This is a genomic window from Noviherbaspirillum phoenicis (assembly GCF_047237965.1).
GTDB lineage: Bacteria > Pseudomonadota > Gammaproteobacteria > Burkholderiales > Burkholderiaceae_D > Noviherbaspirillum_A.
This window is the reverse complement of the sequence record NZ_JBDFLX010000002.1, coordinates 367,201-382,173: the sequence shown is the minus strand read 5'-3', so window position 1 is coordinate 382,173 and position 14,973 is coordinate 367,201. Positions and strand designations below refer to the sequence as shown.

Here is a 14,973-nt window from a genome sequence, read left to right as displayed (position 1 = left end):
ATGAATGGAATCAATGAAACGCCAGTGAACTGACCCAGCGGTCAGGCCTGCCCGGAGAAGGCGAATGACGTATCGCGGATGGCTGACAGACCGGGTGCTGCTCGGATTCGTCGCATCAATGGCTGTAATCGCCGGGCTGGCTTGCGGCACCTGGACCATCAGCAGGAACGCCGCCGAGGCTGCCCGATGGGTGGGCCATACCCATGCCATCCTCAACAGCCTCGCCCAGGCAGAGGCCGATGCGCTCAAGATCGAACTCACCACGCAGAACTTCCGGCTGACCGGCAACACCGCCCTGCTTGCCGAACGGGACGCCACCATTGCCTCGCGCGAGGTGCTGCTGGACCGCATCCGCGGCATGTCCGCTGACAATCCGCAGCAGCAGGCACGCTGGACACAGTTGCGCGCCGTCGTCGACGAGCGTCTGGCGATTGCCCGGGAAATCGAAACCATCACGCGCTCCCAGGGAGCGGCAGCCGCGGCGCGCTATGTCGCGGGCACGCCGCTGGCAGCCACCCGGGAACGCATGTATCGCCTGTTGCGCGAGATGGAGGCGGAAGAGCTTCGCCTGCTTGCAGTGCGCACCGCCAATGAAGCCCTTGCCAACCGCCGCGTGATCCTGACCGAAGCAGCGGCCGGCGCAGCGCTCGGGGTGCTGCTGGTGGTGAATTATCTGGCCATCCGGCGCCAGGGACGCCAGGCCGAGGCCAGCCGGCGCGCCCTGGCCGATAGCGAGGAACGGCTTGCCATTACCCTGCGTTCCATCGGCGACGGCGTGCTGGCCACCGACACCGGGGGCCGCATCCTGCACATGAATCCGGTGGCGGAGCGCCTGACCGGTTGGCCATTCGAGGAGGCCCGCGGCCGGCCGGTGGAACAGGTGTTCCATATCGTTCATGAGGAGACTCGCGAACCTGTCGAGACGCCGATCGCCAGGGTGCTGGCCAGCGGGAACATCCAGGAACTGGCGGAACACACTTCGCTGCTCTCCCGCGACGGCAGGGAACATGCAATTGCCGACAGCGCAGCCCCGATCCACGATGCCGCCGGCAATATTGGCGGCGTGGTGCTGGTGTTCCGCGACGAAGGCGCGGCCCGCCAGGCCAGGCGCCTGGTGCGTCAGCAGAATGCCTTGCTCGAAGAAAGGGTGCGGGAACGTACGGCGGCGCTGCAGGAAAGCCAGGACCATCTGCAGAGCGTGATCGACAACGTGCCGGCGCTGATTGCCTATATCGACGGGCAGCAGCGCTATGTCTATACCAACCGGCCACACCTGCAACGTTTCGCCGCCGACAACGCCGGCATGACCGGACGCACGGTTGCCGAGGTGATGGGACCACAACGCTACGCCATCATCGCGCCGCTGATTGCCCGGGCTCTGCGCGGCGAGACGCTCGGCTATGACTGGCAGCCCTTTCCCGGCACCTGGCTGCAGGTCAATTACGTGCCCCGGTTCAGCGCTGGCCGGGAAGTGCTTGGCTACTACGTGCTGGCCACCGACGTCACCGAGCGCAAGCAATCGGAACAGCAGATCGGCATTCTCAACACCGCGCTGGCCCGGCACGTCAATGAGCTGGAGCACCTGGGCCGGGCGCTGCGTACCCTGAGCGCTGTCAACCGCAGCATGTTGCGCGCAGCCGATGAACCCGGCCTGCTCGACAGCATGTGCCGCGAGATCGTCGCCGCCGGCGGCTACCGCCTGGCTTGCGTCTGGTACCGGCAGCAGGACGGCCACGGGGCGCTGCTTCCGGCCGCGGAGCAGGGCTATCCGGGCGGCCTGGCCGCCCTGCGGGAAATAATCGCCGCCGGCGACGGCGACAACCCGGACGCCAGCACCGCGGTGGCGGTGGCGGTCCGCACCGGCCAGACGCGCATCGTGCGCAATATCGGCGACGATCCGGCCTATGCGCCGTGGCGCCAAAGCATGACCGACTATGGCTGCTGCATCGCCATTCCCCTGCGCCTCGGTAGCGCCGTCGCCGGCGCACTGGCGATCTATTCCGCCAATGTCGACGACTTCAGCACGGAAGAAGCGACGCTTCTGGCCGAGTGCGCCGACGACCTGGCGTTTGGCATCAGCGCGATCCGCACACGCGAGCAGATGCATCAGCTGACCTATTTCGATCCGGTGACCGGGCTGCCGAATGAAGCGCGCTTCACGCAGCTGGCCGCGATGGCGATCGACGCCGTGCAAGCAGGCGAGCCGGGCGTGGCGGCCGTACAGGTTCGCCTGGAGCGGCTGCGCGACATCAACGAGGCCCTTGGCCTGCAGCATGGCGACGACCTGCTGCGCCAATTCGGCCAGCGCCTGCAAGCGGTGCTGCCCGCGGGCGCAAGCGCGGCGCGGCTGCGTGGCGACCAGTTTGCCATGCTGCTGCCGGCCAGCAGCACCACGGAGGCGGCGTTGCTGGCGCAACAGATGCAATCCCTGCTGGCCACGCCCTTCCTGATCGCCGGGCTGCCGGTGGAAGTCGCGGCGAGAATGGGCATCACGCATTTTCCGCGGCATGCGAGAACGGCGCATGACCTGCTGCGCCAGATGGATGTCGCCGTCGGCCGCGCCAGGGAGCAGAAACTGCGGCATGCGCTCTACGAGCCATCCCCCGACCAGGGCCAGCGACAGGCGGCGCGCCTGGTCATGGTGGGTGAACTGCGGCATGCGATCGACGCCGACGAACTGGCGCTGTACCTGCAGCCCAAGGTCGACATGCGCAGCAAGCGCGTCTGTGGCGCCGAAGGGCTGGTGCGCTGGCACCATCCGCGGCGCGGCCTGATGGCGCCTGGCGAGTTCATCGCGCTGGCCGAACGCACCGAACTGATCCGCCCCCTGACGGAATGGATGATCGCCGCGGCGCTGCGTTTCAACGCCAACCTGGCGGAAACGGACGCAGCAATGCCGGTAGCCATCAATCTCTCGGCCAGCAATCTGCAGGACAAGTCCCTGCTCGACGCCATTCACGACATGCGGGTCGCCCTCGGCCTGGCGCAGGGCCTGCTGGAAATCGAACTGACCGAAAGCGTGCTGATGGAAGACGCCGAACACGCGCTGCAGATCCTCCGCGCGCTGCGCGCCAAGAACATCACCCTCTACATCGACGACTTCGGCACCGGTTATTCCTCGCTCAGCTATCTGCAGAAACTGCCGGTGGACTGCATCAAGATCGATCAGTCCTTCGTGGCCAGGATGTTGGGGGACCGTGATTCGGCGGTGATCGTGCGCTCCACCATCGACCTGGCGCACGACCTCGGACGCAAGGTGGTGGCCGAAGGCGTGGAAAGCCAGGCGCAATGGGACAGGCTGGCCGCATTCGGCTGCGACATGGCGCAGGGCTATTTCATTGCCGCGCCGATGCCGTCGGCGCAATTCCGGGCCTGGGCGGCAGGCTGGGACCGGCGCTGGAACAGAAGCGCCTGACAGTAAAAACCATCTTCCCGTCCCGGGGCACGATGCAAATGACGAAATGACGCCGAGACGTTAATAAAAACGTCGTTTATTTACCTCATCGCGCCATAAGCCTTTCCAACTAGAAATCCGGTCGCTATCATTACGCTGCGTTTCCCCTCTGATTTCACATTTCCTACGCATCATGAAAAGCATCGTCCTGTCTTCCGCGCTCGCCGTCCTTGGCTGCATCGCACTGAGCATTGCCGCAGCCGTACTGGCCGGCACCCCCAGCGCGCAAACAGACAGTTCGAGCGCCGCGCCGCCGGCGGTACGCAGCACGGCCAAGGCTGGCTGACACGCTGCACCGCGCGGGCCGATACGGCTCAGGCCAGACCTGCCGGGCGCGTTGAGCGGATGGAACATGTTGCCTCCAGGCGCGCCCGCCTTGACCATCCCTTCCCTGTCCGAGCGCCGGGGAAACACGACAGGGTGCCATCGATGAGGCTATCCGGCAGCCCGCAGGCCTGACCCGATCACGCTGGACACACAACGTGTCTTGCGCCGCGCATGCCTGAATACGACCGGTTGCATGAACAACGCCACGGCGTTGCACCTGTTTCCGCTTGCGCCACGGACTTTTCAAACACTTTCACCGAGATTCGTTACGAAGCCGGCTTCTTTTTACAAAGGGAGAGCCGAATGAAACGCGTTGCCTCGGAGTTCCAGAATCGACAGGGCTATCCTTCCATAAATCCGGCAACCGGACAAATAGATGCCAATGCCTCCGACGCCGAGAGCCGGCATGCAACCGGTCTGACAATCGAGGCGCTACGCAAGCTTTCCTTGCCCCCTTTTCCCGGAGGCGTTGATGTCACCACCTGTGCTGTCGTAGCCAGGATTGCGCGAACGGGATTCGCCCAAGCCAACAGCGACACGGACCTTGCCCAGCTCTTGCGCTTCTGCACGAAACACGCGTGCGCGGATGCCTTGCTTTGGTTTCTGCTGCAGTCGGACAGCATACGGTTCTGGCCCAGGGGATCAGATCTTAATCCACAGCAGGTCCGCTACCTGATCGCCTGCCTTGACCGTCTGCCCGCGCCGGTCAAGCTGATTTTCGACGACACCCGCTTTTGGCCAGAACAATGTTGGGACGCCTTCATCGATGCATTACCCAGCAGCAAAGGCATCAGGGAAATTAACGATCCGTGGCGTTCCTACTCTGAACAAGAGCTTGCGCAATTATTCGCAGCGATCGAGGACCATCCGGTGCTATGCGAACTCTATATCGGTTTAAGCCCGGCCACTGCAACTACGCTGAACGCTTATCTGCCACGCGCCAGCTCGCTTCGCAAGCTGGCGATAAGAAACCGCAACATCTACAACGATGATCCGGCGCTGGATTTCAGCGTGGGCCTGCTGGCCAATCGCTCCTTGACCAGAATCGAACTCTACGACTGGCTCATTACCCCGGCGATGGCCCATGCATTAGCCGCACCAGGCAAGGCGCTGACCGAAGTGCTTTTAGGGCGTTGCAGCTTTGCGCCCGGAGCAATTACGGCCTTCGCCAGCGCCTTGGCAAACAACGACACGATGTCTTCTGTTCACATTCCAGGTTTTCCCGGCGACGCTTCAGACCTGAAACCCATCTATGGCGTGCTGAAAATCAGCGCCGACAAGGCACCCTTCAGCGACATGGCCATTCTGTGGAAAATGCTGCAGGTAAATCTGACCTTGTGCGAGTTCATTCTTCCCCCTAGGTTCTATCGACCCTGGCCAAACGAGGAGCCCTATCCCTGGTCGCTGCGGCCACATGTCAGGCAGCGCCTCGCGGAGAACCGGGAGCTGCCTTTGTTTGCCGATCAATATTTCATGGCGAAACTGGCCCTCTCCACCCTGCCCGTAAACCGGCCTTATCTGCCACCGGAGGTCAGTGCCCATATCGCCCGCTTTTTGCTCAAAACCGATGCGTCCGGGCTGCCGAGCTACCGCACCCTGCACATGCTCGCCTTGCACAAGGAAGTCAAGTCTCAGCACAAACCGGACTTTCCTCCCCACCTCGACCTTGCCAGCCATCCGGACGCGCAGCGGCTTGCGCTATCCGGAAAGCAGGCCTTGCCCCTGCCGCCAGACGTCATGCGCAGCATTGCCTTGCTCTGCATCCGTCATCGGGCAACCGAGGCTCTGAACTGGCTGGTCGTCCACGCTTCCAAGGGCGAGCTTGACCTACGCCAAGGCCAGTTCATGTTTGGCGAGATTAGCTGGCTGATCAATTGGACCCGCGCTGCGCCCTGCTACATCAAGCTGCGACTGGATCAGGTCGCGCTGACAAGTCAGGACATGGCCGACATCGCCCGGCAGCTGTGCGGCAATCACGCACTCACTACCCTGTCCCTGAAAGGCTGCGCCCTGTCGAAGTCCGACCTGGCATTTCTCAGCGAGGTGTTAATGAGCAATACCGCCCTGCGCGCGCTGCTGCTGTCGCACGAGCTAATGTCGCCATCAATGTTTTTGCCAGATCCCCCCCGTTGGCCGGCCCAATTACCGAATGATCTTTTACCCAGCAGCAATCAGGCTGTTCATGAAGCGCTTGCGTCCTTGCAACCGACTCCGCCATCCGCCTTGCAGGTGCATGTCTCTGGATTACCGGCGCTGGCAATTGACCGGCAGGCAACTTGCCGTCCTTGATCGCCCAGTGATATGTCGACCGATCAACCATCAGAAGTCGCTCCTTTTCAGCCAGAAGAAACTGATCTGGATCTCGGCTTCCTGCTCACGCACCTGCATGCCGCTGACGCCGAAAACATGCCACCGTCTCAGCAACCAAACGCGCCCTCAACCTTATCCCTGAATTTCCTCGATTCACCCAAGCCGAATGATGTTTTGCAAGTGCCTGGCGTTCTCGCCGGGCCAACCCCCTTGCCATTTTCTCCGTTCCTACAAAACGATCGGAAAGTAAACGACCTGCAGGAGGAAAGGTTTCCTACCGATGACGAAATCACGTGGCTTCGGCAAAACCATGAGCTCTTTGCAAAGGAACGGGATATGTCTTTTTATTTCATGCCGACAGAGCGATTGCTAGCCATCATCGAATTTGCGCTGCGACGCAACAGCCGCCTGCATGACGGTGAAAAAGTACCTGACGCCTTATTTGTTGACAGGAAGTTCTTGTTTGCCATGATGGGATTGCAACTTGAAAGCTGATCAGTCCGATGCCCAAATGCTGCGCCGGGCCAGGCGCAGCGCAGCCAGCCCCCACCTCGCCGACGCCGCCCGCGCCACGCCGCTCAGTCCGCGCTTCTGTCGCCCGGATTCTTGCCGGCCGGGTCCAAGTGCTCGATCGCGGCATTGAGCTCGGCGCCGAACAGCAGGATGAACGAGGTCAGGAAGAAGTACAGCAGCAGCACCACGGCCGTGCCGACGCTGCCGTACAGCCTGTCGTAGCTGCCGATATTGCGCACATAGAAGTCAAACCCCAGCGAGGCGGCAAACCAGACCAGCACCGCGACGACGGCGCCGGGGGTGACGAAGCGAAAACGCTGCTCGACATCCGGCGTGACCCAGTAGATCACCGTCACCACTGCCGTGAGCAGCAGCAGGACCGCGGGCCAGCGCAGATACCAGGCCCACATCCCGGCCCACCAGTGCGGCAGGCCGAGGTCCTCGGCCAGCACCGCCATCGCCGCCGGCCGCACCAGCAGCAGCGTCACCGCGAATGCCAGCGCCGCGCCTACCGCCAGCGTGGCCAGCACGGACTGCAGATAGCGCTTCCACACAGGCCGCTCTTCCCGAACGCCATAGATCACGTTCATCGCGTTCATCATCGCCCGCATCGCCGAGGAGGATGCCCACAGCGCAAACAGGATCCCGAACGACAGCATGCCGTGGCGCCGCTGCTGCAGCTGGTCGATGACGGCATTCATCTGCGGCGCGGTCTGGCGCAGGAAAAACACTTCCGACTGCCGGCGCAGGTAATCGAAGAGGTTGGTTATTTCCAGATAGCCCAGCAGCGCCATGAACAGGATCACGAAGGGGAAAAACGAGAACAGCACCTGGAAAGTGACTGCCCTGGCATGCGTGACCATGTCATGCGCCATGAAGCGGGACACGGTCTGCCTGAGCACCGTGGCCGCGCCGATGCCGCGCAGGCCGGGGATGGCAATGTCGATCACGCTGACCAGGCCTCGAAGAGATGCGATTGGCATGCTGCCTAGCATTCCAGTTTCAGGTGGCGCGCACCTTATCCGCAATCACCTTTATGCGCAGATGCCCGACATCGGATGCACTCCCTGCGGCAAAACCGATACAGGCAGCGAACCGGAAATGCAAAAAGGCCCATGAGGCCGATTGCGAAGGCGCAACGCATGTTCTTGCATTTTAAATAACAATGAGGGCCGGACCATTGTCCGCTCTCGCGGCTGCCGCCCGGCTCTGCACGTCCGCCGGACGCACGCGAACCAACGCTTTCAAGGCATTCATTTATGGCTGATACGCCTTCCCGGCCTGGCAGCAACCTGACAACCATCGCGCTGATGCTCATCACGGTCGCCGTGCTGTATGTCGGCCGCGATATCTTCGTGCCGTTCGCGCTGGCGATCCTGCTGAGCTTCCTGCTGGCGCCGCCGGTGGCCTGGCTGCGCCGCACCAGGATGCCGCGCGTGGCCGCCGTGGTGCTGGTCGTCACCACCGTCTTCGCGCTGCTCGCCGGCGCCGGCTTCGTGGTCGGGCGCCAGGCGCTGACGCTGATCGGCGACATACCGCAGTACCAGCGCACCATGCACCAGAAGATCCGTTCCATGAGCGGCGCCGTACCCGGCAGCGGCGCGCTCAAGCGCAGCGCGGAGGTGGTCAAGGAGATCGGCCGCGACCTGTCCGAAGCCACCGGCACCGCCAAGCCGGCCGACACCGGCGCCCAGGGCCGGGCGCGGGAGCCGGTGCCGGTGCGTGTCGAACCGGTGGCGGACCCGCTGCGCACGCTGCAGGACATCGTGGACCCGGTCTTGAAGCCGCTCGGCACCGCCGGACTGGTGATCGTGTTCGTGTTCTTCGTGCTGCTGGCGCCTAGCGACCTGCGCGACCGCTTCATCCGCCTGGCCGGCAGCGACCTGCACCGCACCACCGAAGCGCTGAGCGAGGCCGCCAGCCGGGTCAGCCGCTATCTGCTGATGCAGCTCGTGGTCAACGCCACCTATGGCATACCGCTGGGCGTGGGCCTGTATTTCATCGGCGTGCCGGGCGCGCTGCTGTGGGGCTTGCTAGCCACGCTGCTGCGCTTCATTCCCTACCTGGGTCCGGTGATTGCCGCGGTTTTTCCGCTTACCCTTGCCTTCGTGGTCGATCCCGGCTGGTCGATGCTGCTATGGACGCTGGTGCTGATCCTGACGATCGAACTGGTCAGCAACAACGTCGTCGAGCCCTGGCTGTACGGTTCCAGCACCGGCATGACGCCGATGGCGGTGATCCTGTCGGCCATCTTCTGGACCCTGCTGTGGGGCACGCCGGGCCTGATCCTCGCCACGCCGCTGACCGTGTGCCTGGTGGTGATGGGACGCTATGTGCCGCGCCTGGCCTTCATCGAGGTTTTGCTCGGCAGCGAGCCGGTGCTGTCGCCGGAGGAGCGGCTGTACCAGCGCCTGCTGGCCGGCGATATCGAGGAAGCCATCGAACTGGCCGAGGCCGAGGTGGCTGCCAGCTCGGTGCTGGCCTTCCATGACAATATCGCGCTGGCCTCGCTGCGCCTGGCGGAAGGCGCCCGCAAGAGCGGCTCGTCGATCGAAGACCGGCAGAAGGTGGCCGACGGCATGCGCATGCTGGTGGAAGACCTGCGCGAGATACTCGACCGGCAGCGGGAAGGCGCGAAGGACGGCGATGCCGCTGCCGCACCCGCGCCGCTGCCGCCCGCGGAGCGGGCCGACATCCTGTGCATCGGCGGCCGCGGCGCGCTCGACACGGTTGCCGCGCTGCTGCTGACGCATGTGCTGGAAAGCCGCGGCGTGGCCACTCGCCTGCTGCCGGCTACCGCGATCACGCTGGAGGGCATAGCCAGCCTGGACCTGACGGGCTGCAAGGCGGTCTGCCTGTCCTACCTGAGCCCGCGGCCGCGCACGTACGCCCGCTTCGTGATCCGGCGGCTCAAGGCGCGGGCGCCGGGCCTGAAGATCGTCCTTGGCGCATGGAATCCTGCCGCCGAGGAGGATGGCGCCATTGACCTGGCCGCGGAAACCGGCGCCGAGGCGGTCGCCGGCAAGCTGGCTGCGGCGGCCGATCTGCTGGAGCAGGTGGCGGGCAAGCCACCGGCCGAGGCAGCGGCTGCCGGTCAGCATTGAATGGGCCGCCCGGCCAGGCCGCGCCGTGCCGGCGCTGCCGCATGGCTTGCCGTTACAATGCACGACTCTGCTGACTTCCTGCCTTTCTCATGCATATCTGGGTCGACGCCGACGCCTGTCCCGCCGTCATCAAGGACATCCTGTTCCGGGTGGCCGAACGCCTGCAGCTCAACGTCACGCTGGTGGCCAACAAGCTCATCCGCGTGCCCGGCTCGCGCTTCATCCGCGCGCTCCAGGTGCCTGCCGGCGCGGATGCGGCCGACGCCGAGATCGTCGAGCGCGTCAGCGCCGGCGACATCGTCGTGACCGGCGACATCCCGCTGGCCGCGCTGGTGCTGGACAAGGGCGGATTGCCGCTCAATCCGCGCGGCGACTGGTACACCAGGGACACCATCGCCCAGCAGCTGACGATGCGCGCCTTCATGGAGGAACTGCGCAGCGGCGGCGTGGACACCGGCGGCCCGGCCGCCTTCAGCCATGCCGACCGGCAGAACTTCGCCAATGCGCTCGACCGGGCGCTCGCGCGACGGTAAGGCCCCGCCAACCGCTTGCAAGCCGGCGAAAAAAAACCGTTGCGCCTGTGAAGGGCAACGGTAATGGAGTTACGTCGGATCATGAAATATCACGCCGGAAGGCTGTTCCGAAGTGACGCTGTCCATTATGAAAAGGCAGCCTGACAATCTCCTGACTACCGGCTGACGGCTCACTGAAACCTTGCACAAGACCGCGCATCCCGCCGTTTCATGACAAAACCGCCAGGCGGCTGGGATACAGCGGCCTGGCGGTTTCAAACGCAATGCTTGCGAACGGTGTGCAGTCATTTCCGGTAAGAAACGACCTTCTTGCCGCTGTGGACGCCTTGTGGGCATGGAAGAATCTTACGCGCCGATGCGAAAAAGGTGCTTTTTCTTTTTCAAGAGATACGGCAGAAATGCAGATACTTCCTCTGCCTAATGCATTTTTATTGGATAATCCTTTTTCTCAATCGAATTTCAGGAGAAAAGTTTCACCATGAAGGATGCCAGTCTCGACGACACCGACCGCAAGATCCTGCGCATCCTGTGCAGCGACGGCCGCATCAGCAACCAGAAACTGGCCGAGCAGGTCAACCTGTCGCCGACGCCCTGCTGGAACCGGGTACGGGCGCTGGAGAGCGCCGGCTATATCACCGGCTATGCGGCGGTGCTGGACCAGCGCGCGATGGGTCTGCCCGAAACCGTGATCATCGAGGTCACGCTGGAACGCCATGACGACGAGATCTTCCAGCGCTTCGGCGATGCGCTGGCATTGCTGCCTGAAGTGATGGAAGCCTATCTGCTGACCGGCGAGTACGACTACCTGATCAAGGTCGCGGTGTCGGGCACCGAAGGGTATGAAAGCTTCCTGCGCCAGAAGCTCTACAAGATCCCCGGCATACGCCACAGCCGCTCCACCTTTGCGCTGCGCTGCCTGAAACGGGTGCATTCGGTGGTGCCCTGAAGCGCCCGCCCGGCGCGGCCAATGGCGGCGCCTGCCGGCGACTACTTGATGCGCTGCTTTTCCAGCTTCCTGGCCAGCGTGCGGCGATGCATGCCCAGCCTTCTCGCCGTCTCTGAAATATTGAAGTCGGTCTGCACCAGCACTTCGTGGATGCGTTCCCATTCCAGCGTCTTGATCGAGGTGGCGCGGTTGGTCAGCTCCACCGGCTCGCTGCCTGCGACATGGCCGAACGCGGCCTCGATGTCGTCGGTGTTGGCCGGCTTGGCGAGGTATTGCACCGCGCCCAGCTTGATCGCTTCCACCGCGGTGTTGATGCTGGCATAGCCGGTCAGCACCACGATCAGCATGGCCGCATCGTGCTTGTGCAGCATCTGCACGCAGGCGAGGCCCGAGGTGTTCCCGTTGAGCTTTAAGTCGACCACCGCGTAGCCGGGATTGTGCTGCTTGAGCAGCGCCACGGCTTCGTCGAGGCTGGTGGCCATCAGCACGCGGTAGCCGCGCCGCTCGAAGGACTTACCCAGGGTGCGGGCAAAGGCGGCATCGTCCTCGATGATCAGCAGCAGTCGTTCAGGCGGCATCGTCGCTCTCCTCGCCCAGCGTGATGGCGGCCAGCGGCAGCGTCACCTGCACCCGGGCGCCGCCTTCGGGCCGGTTGCTGGCGGCCACGCTGCCGCCCAGGGTGCGGGCCACGTTCACCACCAGGAACAGCCCGAGGCCATGGCCCGGCTTGCCCTTGGTCGACTGGTAGGGCGTGCCCACCTGTTCCAGCATGCCGGGCGCAAAGCCCGGACCGCTGTCGCACACCGTCAGCACCAGCGCGCCGGCTTCCCGCTCGGCCACCAGCGACAGCCACGATGGCGAGGCTTCCAGCGCATTGTCGAGGATATTGAAGATCATCTGCTTGAGGGTGGAATCGAACACCACCGGGAGGTCCTGCGCCAGCCGGTTCTCATAGAGGAAGGACACCACTGGCCGGGTCTCGCGCCATTCGGCGGCCAGCTGGTCCAGGAAGGTTCTGATCGTGCTGCGCGCCGAAGATTCCCCGCGCGTCTCGCCCGAGGACAGCAGGATGCCGCTGACGATGGCCTTGCAGCGCTGCAGCTGGGTTTCCATCTCGGTGATTTCCTCCAGCAGGTCGGGGTTGTCCTTGAATTCGCGCATGTGCCGCCAGTCGCCCAGGATGACCGAGAGCGTGGCCAGCGGCGTGCCCAGTTCATGCGCCGCGCCCGAGGCCAGCAGCCCCATGCGCACGATGTGCTCTTCCTCGGCGGCCCGCTGGCGCAGGTCGGCCAGCTGCGCCGCGCCGCGCCGCAGGTTGTCGCTGATGCGGGTGATGCAGGCCACCAGCAGCGAGGCATTGAGGATGAAGCAGATCACCATGCCCTGCACATACAGGCTGAAGAAGCCGATGTCGTGCTCGGGCGGCAGCGACAGCGGCACCGACCACAGCGACAGCCCGGCCAGGCAGGCGCTGGTGATGATCACGATCAGCCAGGTGGTCCAGGCTTCCAGCAGCACCGCGCTCAGGATCACCTGCAGCAGGTACAGGAAGGCGAAGGGATTGGAGGCGCCGCCGCTGAAGTAGAGCTGGGCCGTCAGGCTGCCCACGTCCACCAAGAGCGCCAGGAACAGTTCGCGGTTGCTGACCGGGCGGCCTTCATGCCAGCGCAGCTGGCTGCCCAGGTTGAAGGCGATCAGGCAGGCCAGCACCATCAGCATCTGCGGCAGCGGCAGCGGTATGCGCAGCACGATGCTCACCATCGCGATCGTGGTGACCTGGCCAATCACGGCAAACCAGCGCAGCTGGATCAGCTGCACCATGTTGAGCCGGCTGGCGACGTGCTCCACCCCGGCCGCGCTGCTGGCGCGCTTCAGTTCCGGCTTGTCAGCGACTGCTTCAGTTGTTCCTGCCATCGGCCTCTTCCCGGTCGGGGGCGGCGCGCCGGCGTTCCTGGCGCGCCACCCAGTAAAACGCGCCCGCCACCATCAGCGCCAGCGCATACCAGGTGAGAGCATAAACCAGGTGGTTGTTATGGAAGGAGACCACGGTCAGGCCGCCCACCGGCGCCGGCCCCGGCCCCGGCGCCTGGCGCGCGTCGCGTTCGGCGCTGGCGGCATCGGCGTCGACGAAGTAGGGCGCGACGCCGCCCAGGCCCTGGGCCTTGGCGATGGCCTCGACATCGCGCGAATACCAGCGTCCGGCGGCGGGATCGTTCTTGCGCAGGAAGGCGCCGTCCGGCTGGCTCATGCGCAACAGGCCGGTGACTTCGGCGGCGGCGCTGCCCGGCCTGGAAGCGGCGGACCCGGCCTCGCCCTGCCCGGCCGGCACGAAGCCGCGATTGACCAGCACGATGCTGCCCTGCGTGGTGGCCAGCGGCGTCATGAGCCAGTAGCCGGCGCCCAGGTCCGTGACTGCCTGCACCCGCACCGTCTTGTCATACCGGTAGGCGCCGGCCAAGCGTACCCGCCGGTACTCGTCGGATTCGGCGCTGATCTGCGCCCAGCGCTCCGGGCCGGGCGCGGGCACCGGCTCGGCATGCACACGCTCCTCGACGCGCTCGATCAGTGCCAGCTTCCACTGCAGCCGGACCACCTGCCAGGTGCCGAGCGCCGCAAAAACAGCAAAGGCCAGCACCGCGAAGATCGCCAGCGCCAGCCTTTTTGCCTTGCTGCGCGGATGCTGCGCGGCCTCCGGGGAAGCCGCGCGGCCCTGCCGCGCCGTGTCGCCTGTCATGGCATCTGGTGCATCTGGTGCGCGCCGCCCGGCGCCATCCCCGGCATCATGTTGGTGTTTAAGTGATACATGACCCAGATCGAGCCGGACAGCGTGATCACCACCAGCACCAGCGTGAAGACCAGCGCCAGCAGGGACCAGCCGCCTTCGGCACGGGTGTTCATGTGCAGGAAGTACACCATGTGCACCACGATCTGCACCGCGGCAAAGGCCAGGATCACCAGCGCGGTGGTGCTGGACTTGTCGAAGGTCTTGTTCATCACCAGCCAGAACGGAATGGCGGTCAGGATCACCGACAGCACGAAGCCGATCGCATAGGTCTTCAGGCTGCCGTGGTCGGCATGGTCTTCATGACCGTGGTGGCCGTGGTGATCGTGGTGATCATGGCCGGCGCCGTGCGCCGCGTGATGCGGATGCGCGCTCATGGCAGTACTCCCATCAGGTAGACAAAGGTGAAGACGCCGATCCAGATCACGTCCAGGAAGTGCCAGAACATCGACAGGCACATCAGGCGGCGGCTGTTCTCCGGGATCAGGCCGTGGCGGCCGAGCTGGAACATCAGCGTGATGAGCCAGATGATGCCGAAGGTCACGTGCAGGCCGTGGGTGCCGACCAGCGTGAAGAAAGCCGACAGGAAGGCGCTGCGCTGCGGGCCCGCGCCTTCATGGATCAGGTGCGAGAACTCGTACAGTTCCAGGCTCAGGAAGCCCGCGCCCAGGAGGCCGGTGATGCCGAGCCATACCAGAGTGGACTTGAGCCGCTTCTTCTGCGACTCCAGCATCGCGAAGCCATAGGTGATGGACGACAGCAAGAGCAGCGCGGTGTTCATCGCCACCAGCGGCAGGTCGAACAGCTCGGCGCCGGTCGGGCCGCCGGCATAGCTGCGGCCCAGCACCGCGTAGGCGGCGAACAGGCAGGCGAACACCAGGCAGTCGCTCATCAGGTAGAGCCAGAAGCCCAGCAGGGTGCCGTTCTCCGGATGATGCTCGGTGACGTGGAACGGCGCATCGCCGTCGGCGCGCGCGTCAAGCGCGGCCGCGTTGTGGTTCATG

The 14,973-nt window shown here is 64.5% G+C and carries 13 protein-coding genes; 6 read left to right on the top strand and 7 right to left on the bottom strand.

Annotated features, from left to right (window positions below; all coding sequences use genetic code 11):
- Positions 1–64 precede the first annotated feature (64 nt).
- The gene (locus ABC383_RS21325; protein WP_413016998.1) at positions 65–3,415 is read left to right on the top strand and encodes an EAL domain-containing protein; all 3,351 of its coding nucleotides are present in this window, start codon (positions 65–67) and stop codon (positions 3,413–3,415) included.
- 60 nt (positions 3,416–3,475) lie between these two features.
- On the opposite strand, the gene ABC383_RS21320 is transcribed toward ABC383_RS21325, so the two are convergent.
- A complete protein-coding gene (locus ABC383_RS21320; protein ID WP_413016996.1) occupies positions 3,476–3,808 on the bottom strand; it encodes a hypothetical protein in 333 nt (110 codons plus the stop codon).
- Positions 3,809–3,952: 144 nt separating this feature from the next.
- On the opposite strand from ABC383_RS21320, the gene ABC383_RS21315 reads away from it, so the two are divergent.
- A complete protein-coding gene (locus tag ABC383_RS21315) occupies positions 3,953–6,070 on the top strand; it encodes a leucine-rich repeat domain-containing protein (RefSeq protein ID WP_413016994.1) in 2,118 nt (705 codons plus the stop codon).
- Positions 6,071–6,082: 12 nt separating this feature from the next.
- On the top strand, positions 6,083–6,586 hold the full coding sequence (locus ABC383_RS21310; RefSeq protein WP_413016992.1) for a hypothetical protein: 504 nt from the start codon (positions 6,083–6,085) through the stop codon (positions 6,584–6,586).
- Between the two features lie 83 nt (positions 6,587–6,669).
- Here the strand turns inward: ABC383_RS21310 and ABC383_RS21305 are convergent, their stop codons facing one another.
- A complete protein-coding gene (locus ABC383_RS21305) occupies positions 6,670–7,587 on the bottom strand; it encodes a YihY/virulence factor BrkB family protein (RefSeq protein WP_413016990.1) in 918 nt (305 codons plus the stop codon).
- A 276-nt stretch (positions 7,588–7,863) separates the two neighbouring features.
- Between ABC383_RS21305 and ABC383_RS21300 the strand changes: the two genes are divergently transcribed.
- The 3 genes from ABC383_RS21300 (at position 7,864) to ABC383_RS21290 (ending at position 11,187) form a co-directional block, all read left to right on the top strand.
- On the top strand, positions 7,864–9,708 hold the full coding sequence (locus tag ABC383_RS21300) for an AI-2E family transporter (RefSeq protein ID WP_413016988.1): 1,845 nt from the start codon (positions 7,864–7,866) through the stop codon (positions 9,706–9,708).
- A gap of 89 nt (positions 9,709–9,797) precedes the next feature.
- Positions 9,798–10,241 (top strand): YaiI/YqxD family protein, encoded by a 444-nt coding sequence (locus ABC383_RS21295; RefSeq protein ID WP_413016986.1) that lies wholly within the window; start codon positions 9,798–9,800, stop codon positions 10,239–10,241.
- A gap of 478 nt (positions 10,242–10,719) precedes the next feature.
- Positions 10,720–11,187: an Lrp/AsnC family transcriptional regulator gene (locus tag ABC383_RS21290; protein WP_413016984.1), complete on the top strand. Its 468-nt coding sequence runs from the start codon at positions 10,720–10,722 to the stop codon at positions 11,185–11,187.
- A 41-nt stretch (positions 11,188–11,228) separates the two neighbouring features.
- Here ABC383_RS21290 and ABC383_RS21285 read toward each other — a convergent pair whose 3' ends face one another.
- The 5 genes from ABC383_RS21285 to cyoC are packed head-to-tail and all read right to left on the bottom strand — an operon-like array spanning position 11,229 to position 14,972.
- Positions 11,229–11,765 (bottom strand): response regulator transcription factor, encoded by a 537-nt coding sequence (locus ABC383_RS21285; RefSeq protein ID WP_413016982.1) that lies wholly within the window; start codon positions 11,763–11,765, stop codon positions 11,229–11,231.
- The gene (locus tag ABC383_RS21280; RefSeq protein ID WP_413016980.1) at positions 11,755–13,101 is read right to left on the bottom strand and encodes an ATP-binding protein; all 1,347 of its coding nucleotides are present in this window, start codon (positions 13,099–13,101) and stop codon (positions 11,755–11,757) included. The genes ABC383_RS21285 and ABC383_RS21280 overlap by 11 nt, the downstream gene beginning before the upstream one ends.
- Entirely contained in the window at positions 13,085–13,921 is an 837-nt protein-coding gene (locus ABC383_RS21275) for an SURF1 family protein (protein ID WP_413016978.1), read from the bottom strand. Before ABC383_RS21275 ends, ABC383_RS21280 begins: the two co-directional genes overlap by 17 nt.
- Positions 13,918–14,346, bottom strand: coding sequence for a cytochrome o ubiquinol oxidase subunit IV (gene cyoD, locus ABC383_RS21270; protein ID WP_413016976.1), 429 nt, complete (start codon positions 14,344–14,346; stop codon positions 13,918–13,920). Before cyoD ends, ABC383_RS21275 begins: the two co-directional genes overlap by 4 nt.
- Positions 14,343–14,972 (bottom strand): cytochrome o ubiquinol oxidase subunit III, encoded by a 630-nt coding sequence (gene cyoC, locus ABC383_RS21265; RefSeq protein ID WP_413017392.1) that lies wholly within the window; start codon positions 14,970–14,972, stop codon positions 14,343–14,345. Before cyoC ends, cyoD begins: the two co-directional genes overlap by 4 nt.
- Position 14,973: the final 1 nt, after the last annotated feature.

Coding starts and splice junctions, on each gene's coding strand:
- ABC383_RS21325 (WP_413016998.1), top strand. CDS start 65: ATGACGTATCGCGGATGGCTGACAGACCGGGTGCTGCTCGGATTCGTC.
- ABC383_RS21320 (WP_413016996.1), bottom strand. CDS start 3,808: ATGTTCCATCCGCTCAACGCGCCCGGCAGGTCTGGCCTGAGCCGTATC.
- ABC383_RS21315 (WP_413016994.1), top strand. CDS start 3,953: ATGCCTGAATACGACCGGTTGCATGAACAACGCCACGGCGTTGCACCT.
- ABC383_RS21310 (WP_413016992.1), top strand. CDS start 6,083: ATGTCGACCGATCAACCATCAGAAGTCGCTCCTTTTCAGCCAGAAGAA.
- ABC383_RS21305 (WP_413016990.1), bottom strand. CDS start 7,587: ATGCCAATCGCATCTCTTCGAGGCCTGGTCAGCGTGATCGACATTGCC.
- ABC383_RS21300 (WP_413016988.1), top strand. CDS start 7,864: ATGGCTGATACGCCTTCCCGGCCTGGCAGCAACCTGACAACCATCGCG.
- ABC383_RS21295 (WP_413016986.1), top strand. CDS start 9,798: ATGCATATCTGGGTCGACGCCGACGCCTGTCCCGCCGTCATCAAGGAC.
- ABC383_RS21290 (WP_413016984.1), top strand. CDS start 10,720: ATGAAGGATGCCAGTCTCGACGACACCGACCGCAAGATCCTGCGCATC.
- ABC383_RS21285 (WP_413016982.1), bottom strand. CDS start 11,765: ATGCCGCCTGAACGACTGCTGCTGATCATCGAGGACGATGCCGCCTTT.
- ABC383_RS21280 (WP_413016980.1), bottom strand. CDS start 13,101: ATGGCAGGAACAACTGAAGCAGTCGCTGACAAGCCGGAACTGAAGCGC.
- ABC383_RS21275 (WP_413016978.1), bottom strand. CDS start 13,921: ATGACAGGCGACACGGCGCGGCAGGGCCGCGCGGCTTCCCCGGAGGCC.
- cyoD (WP_413016976.1), bottom strand. CDS start 14,346: ATGAGCGCGCATCCGCATCACGCGGCGCACGGCGCCGGCCATGATCAC.
- cyoC (WP_413017392.1), bottom strand. CDS start 14,972: ATGAACCACAACGCGGCCGCGCTTGACGCGCGCGCCGACGGCGATGCG.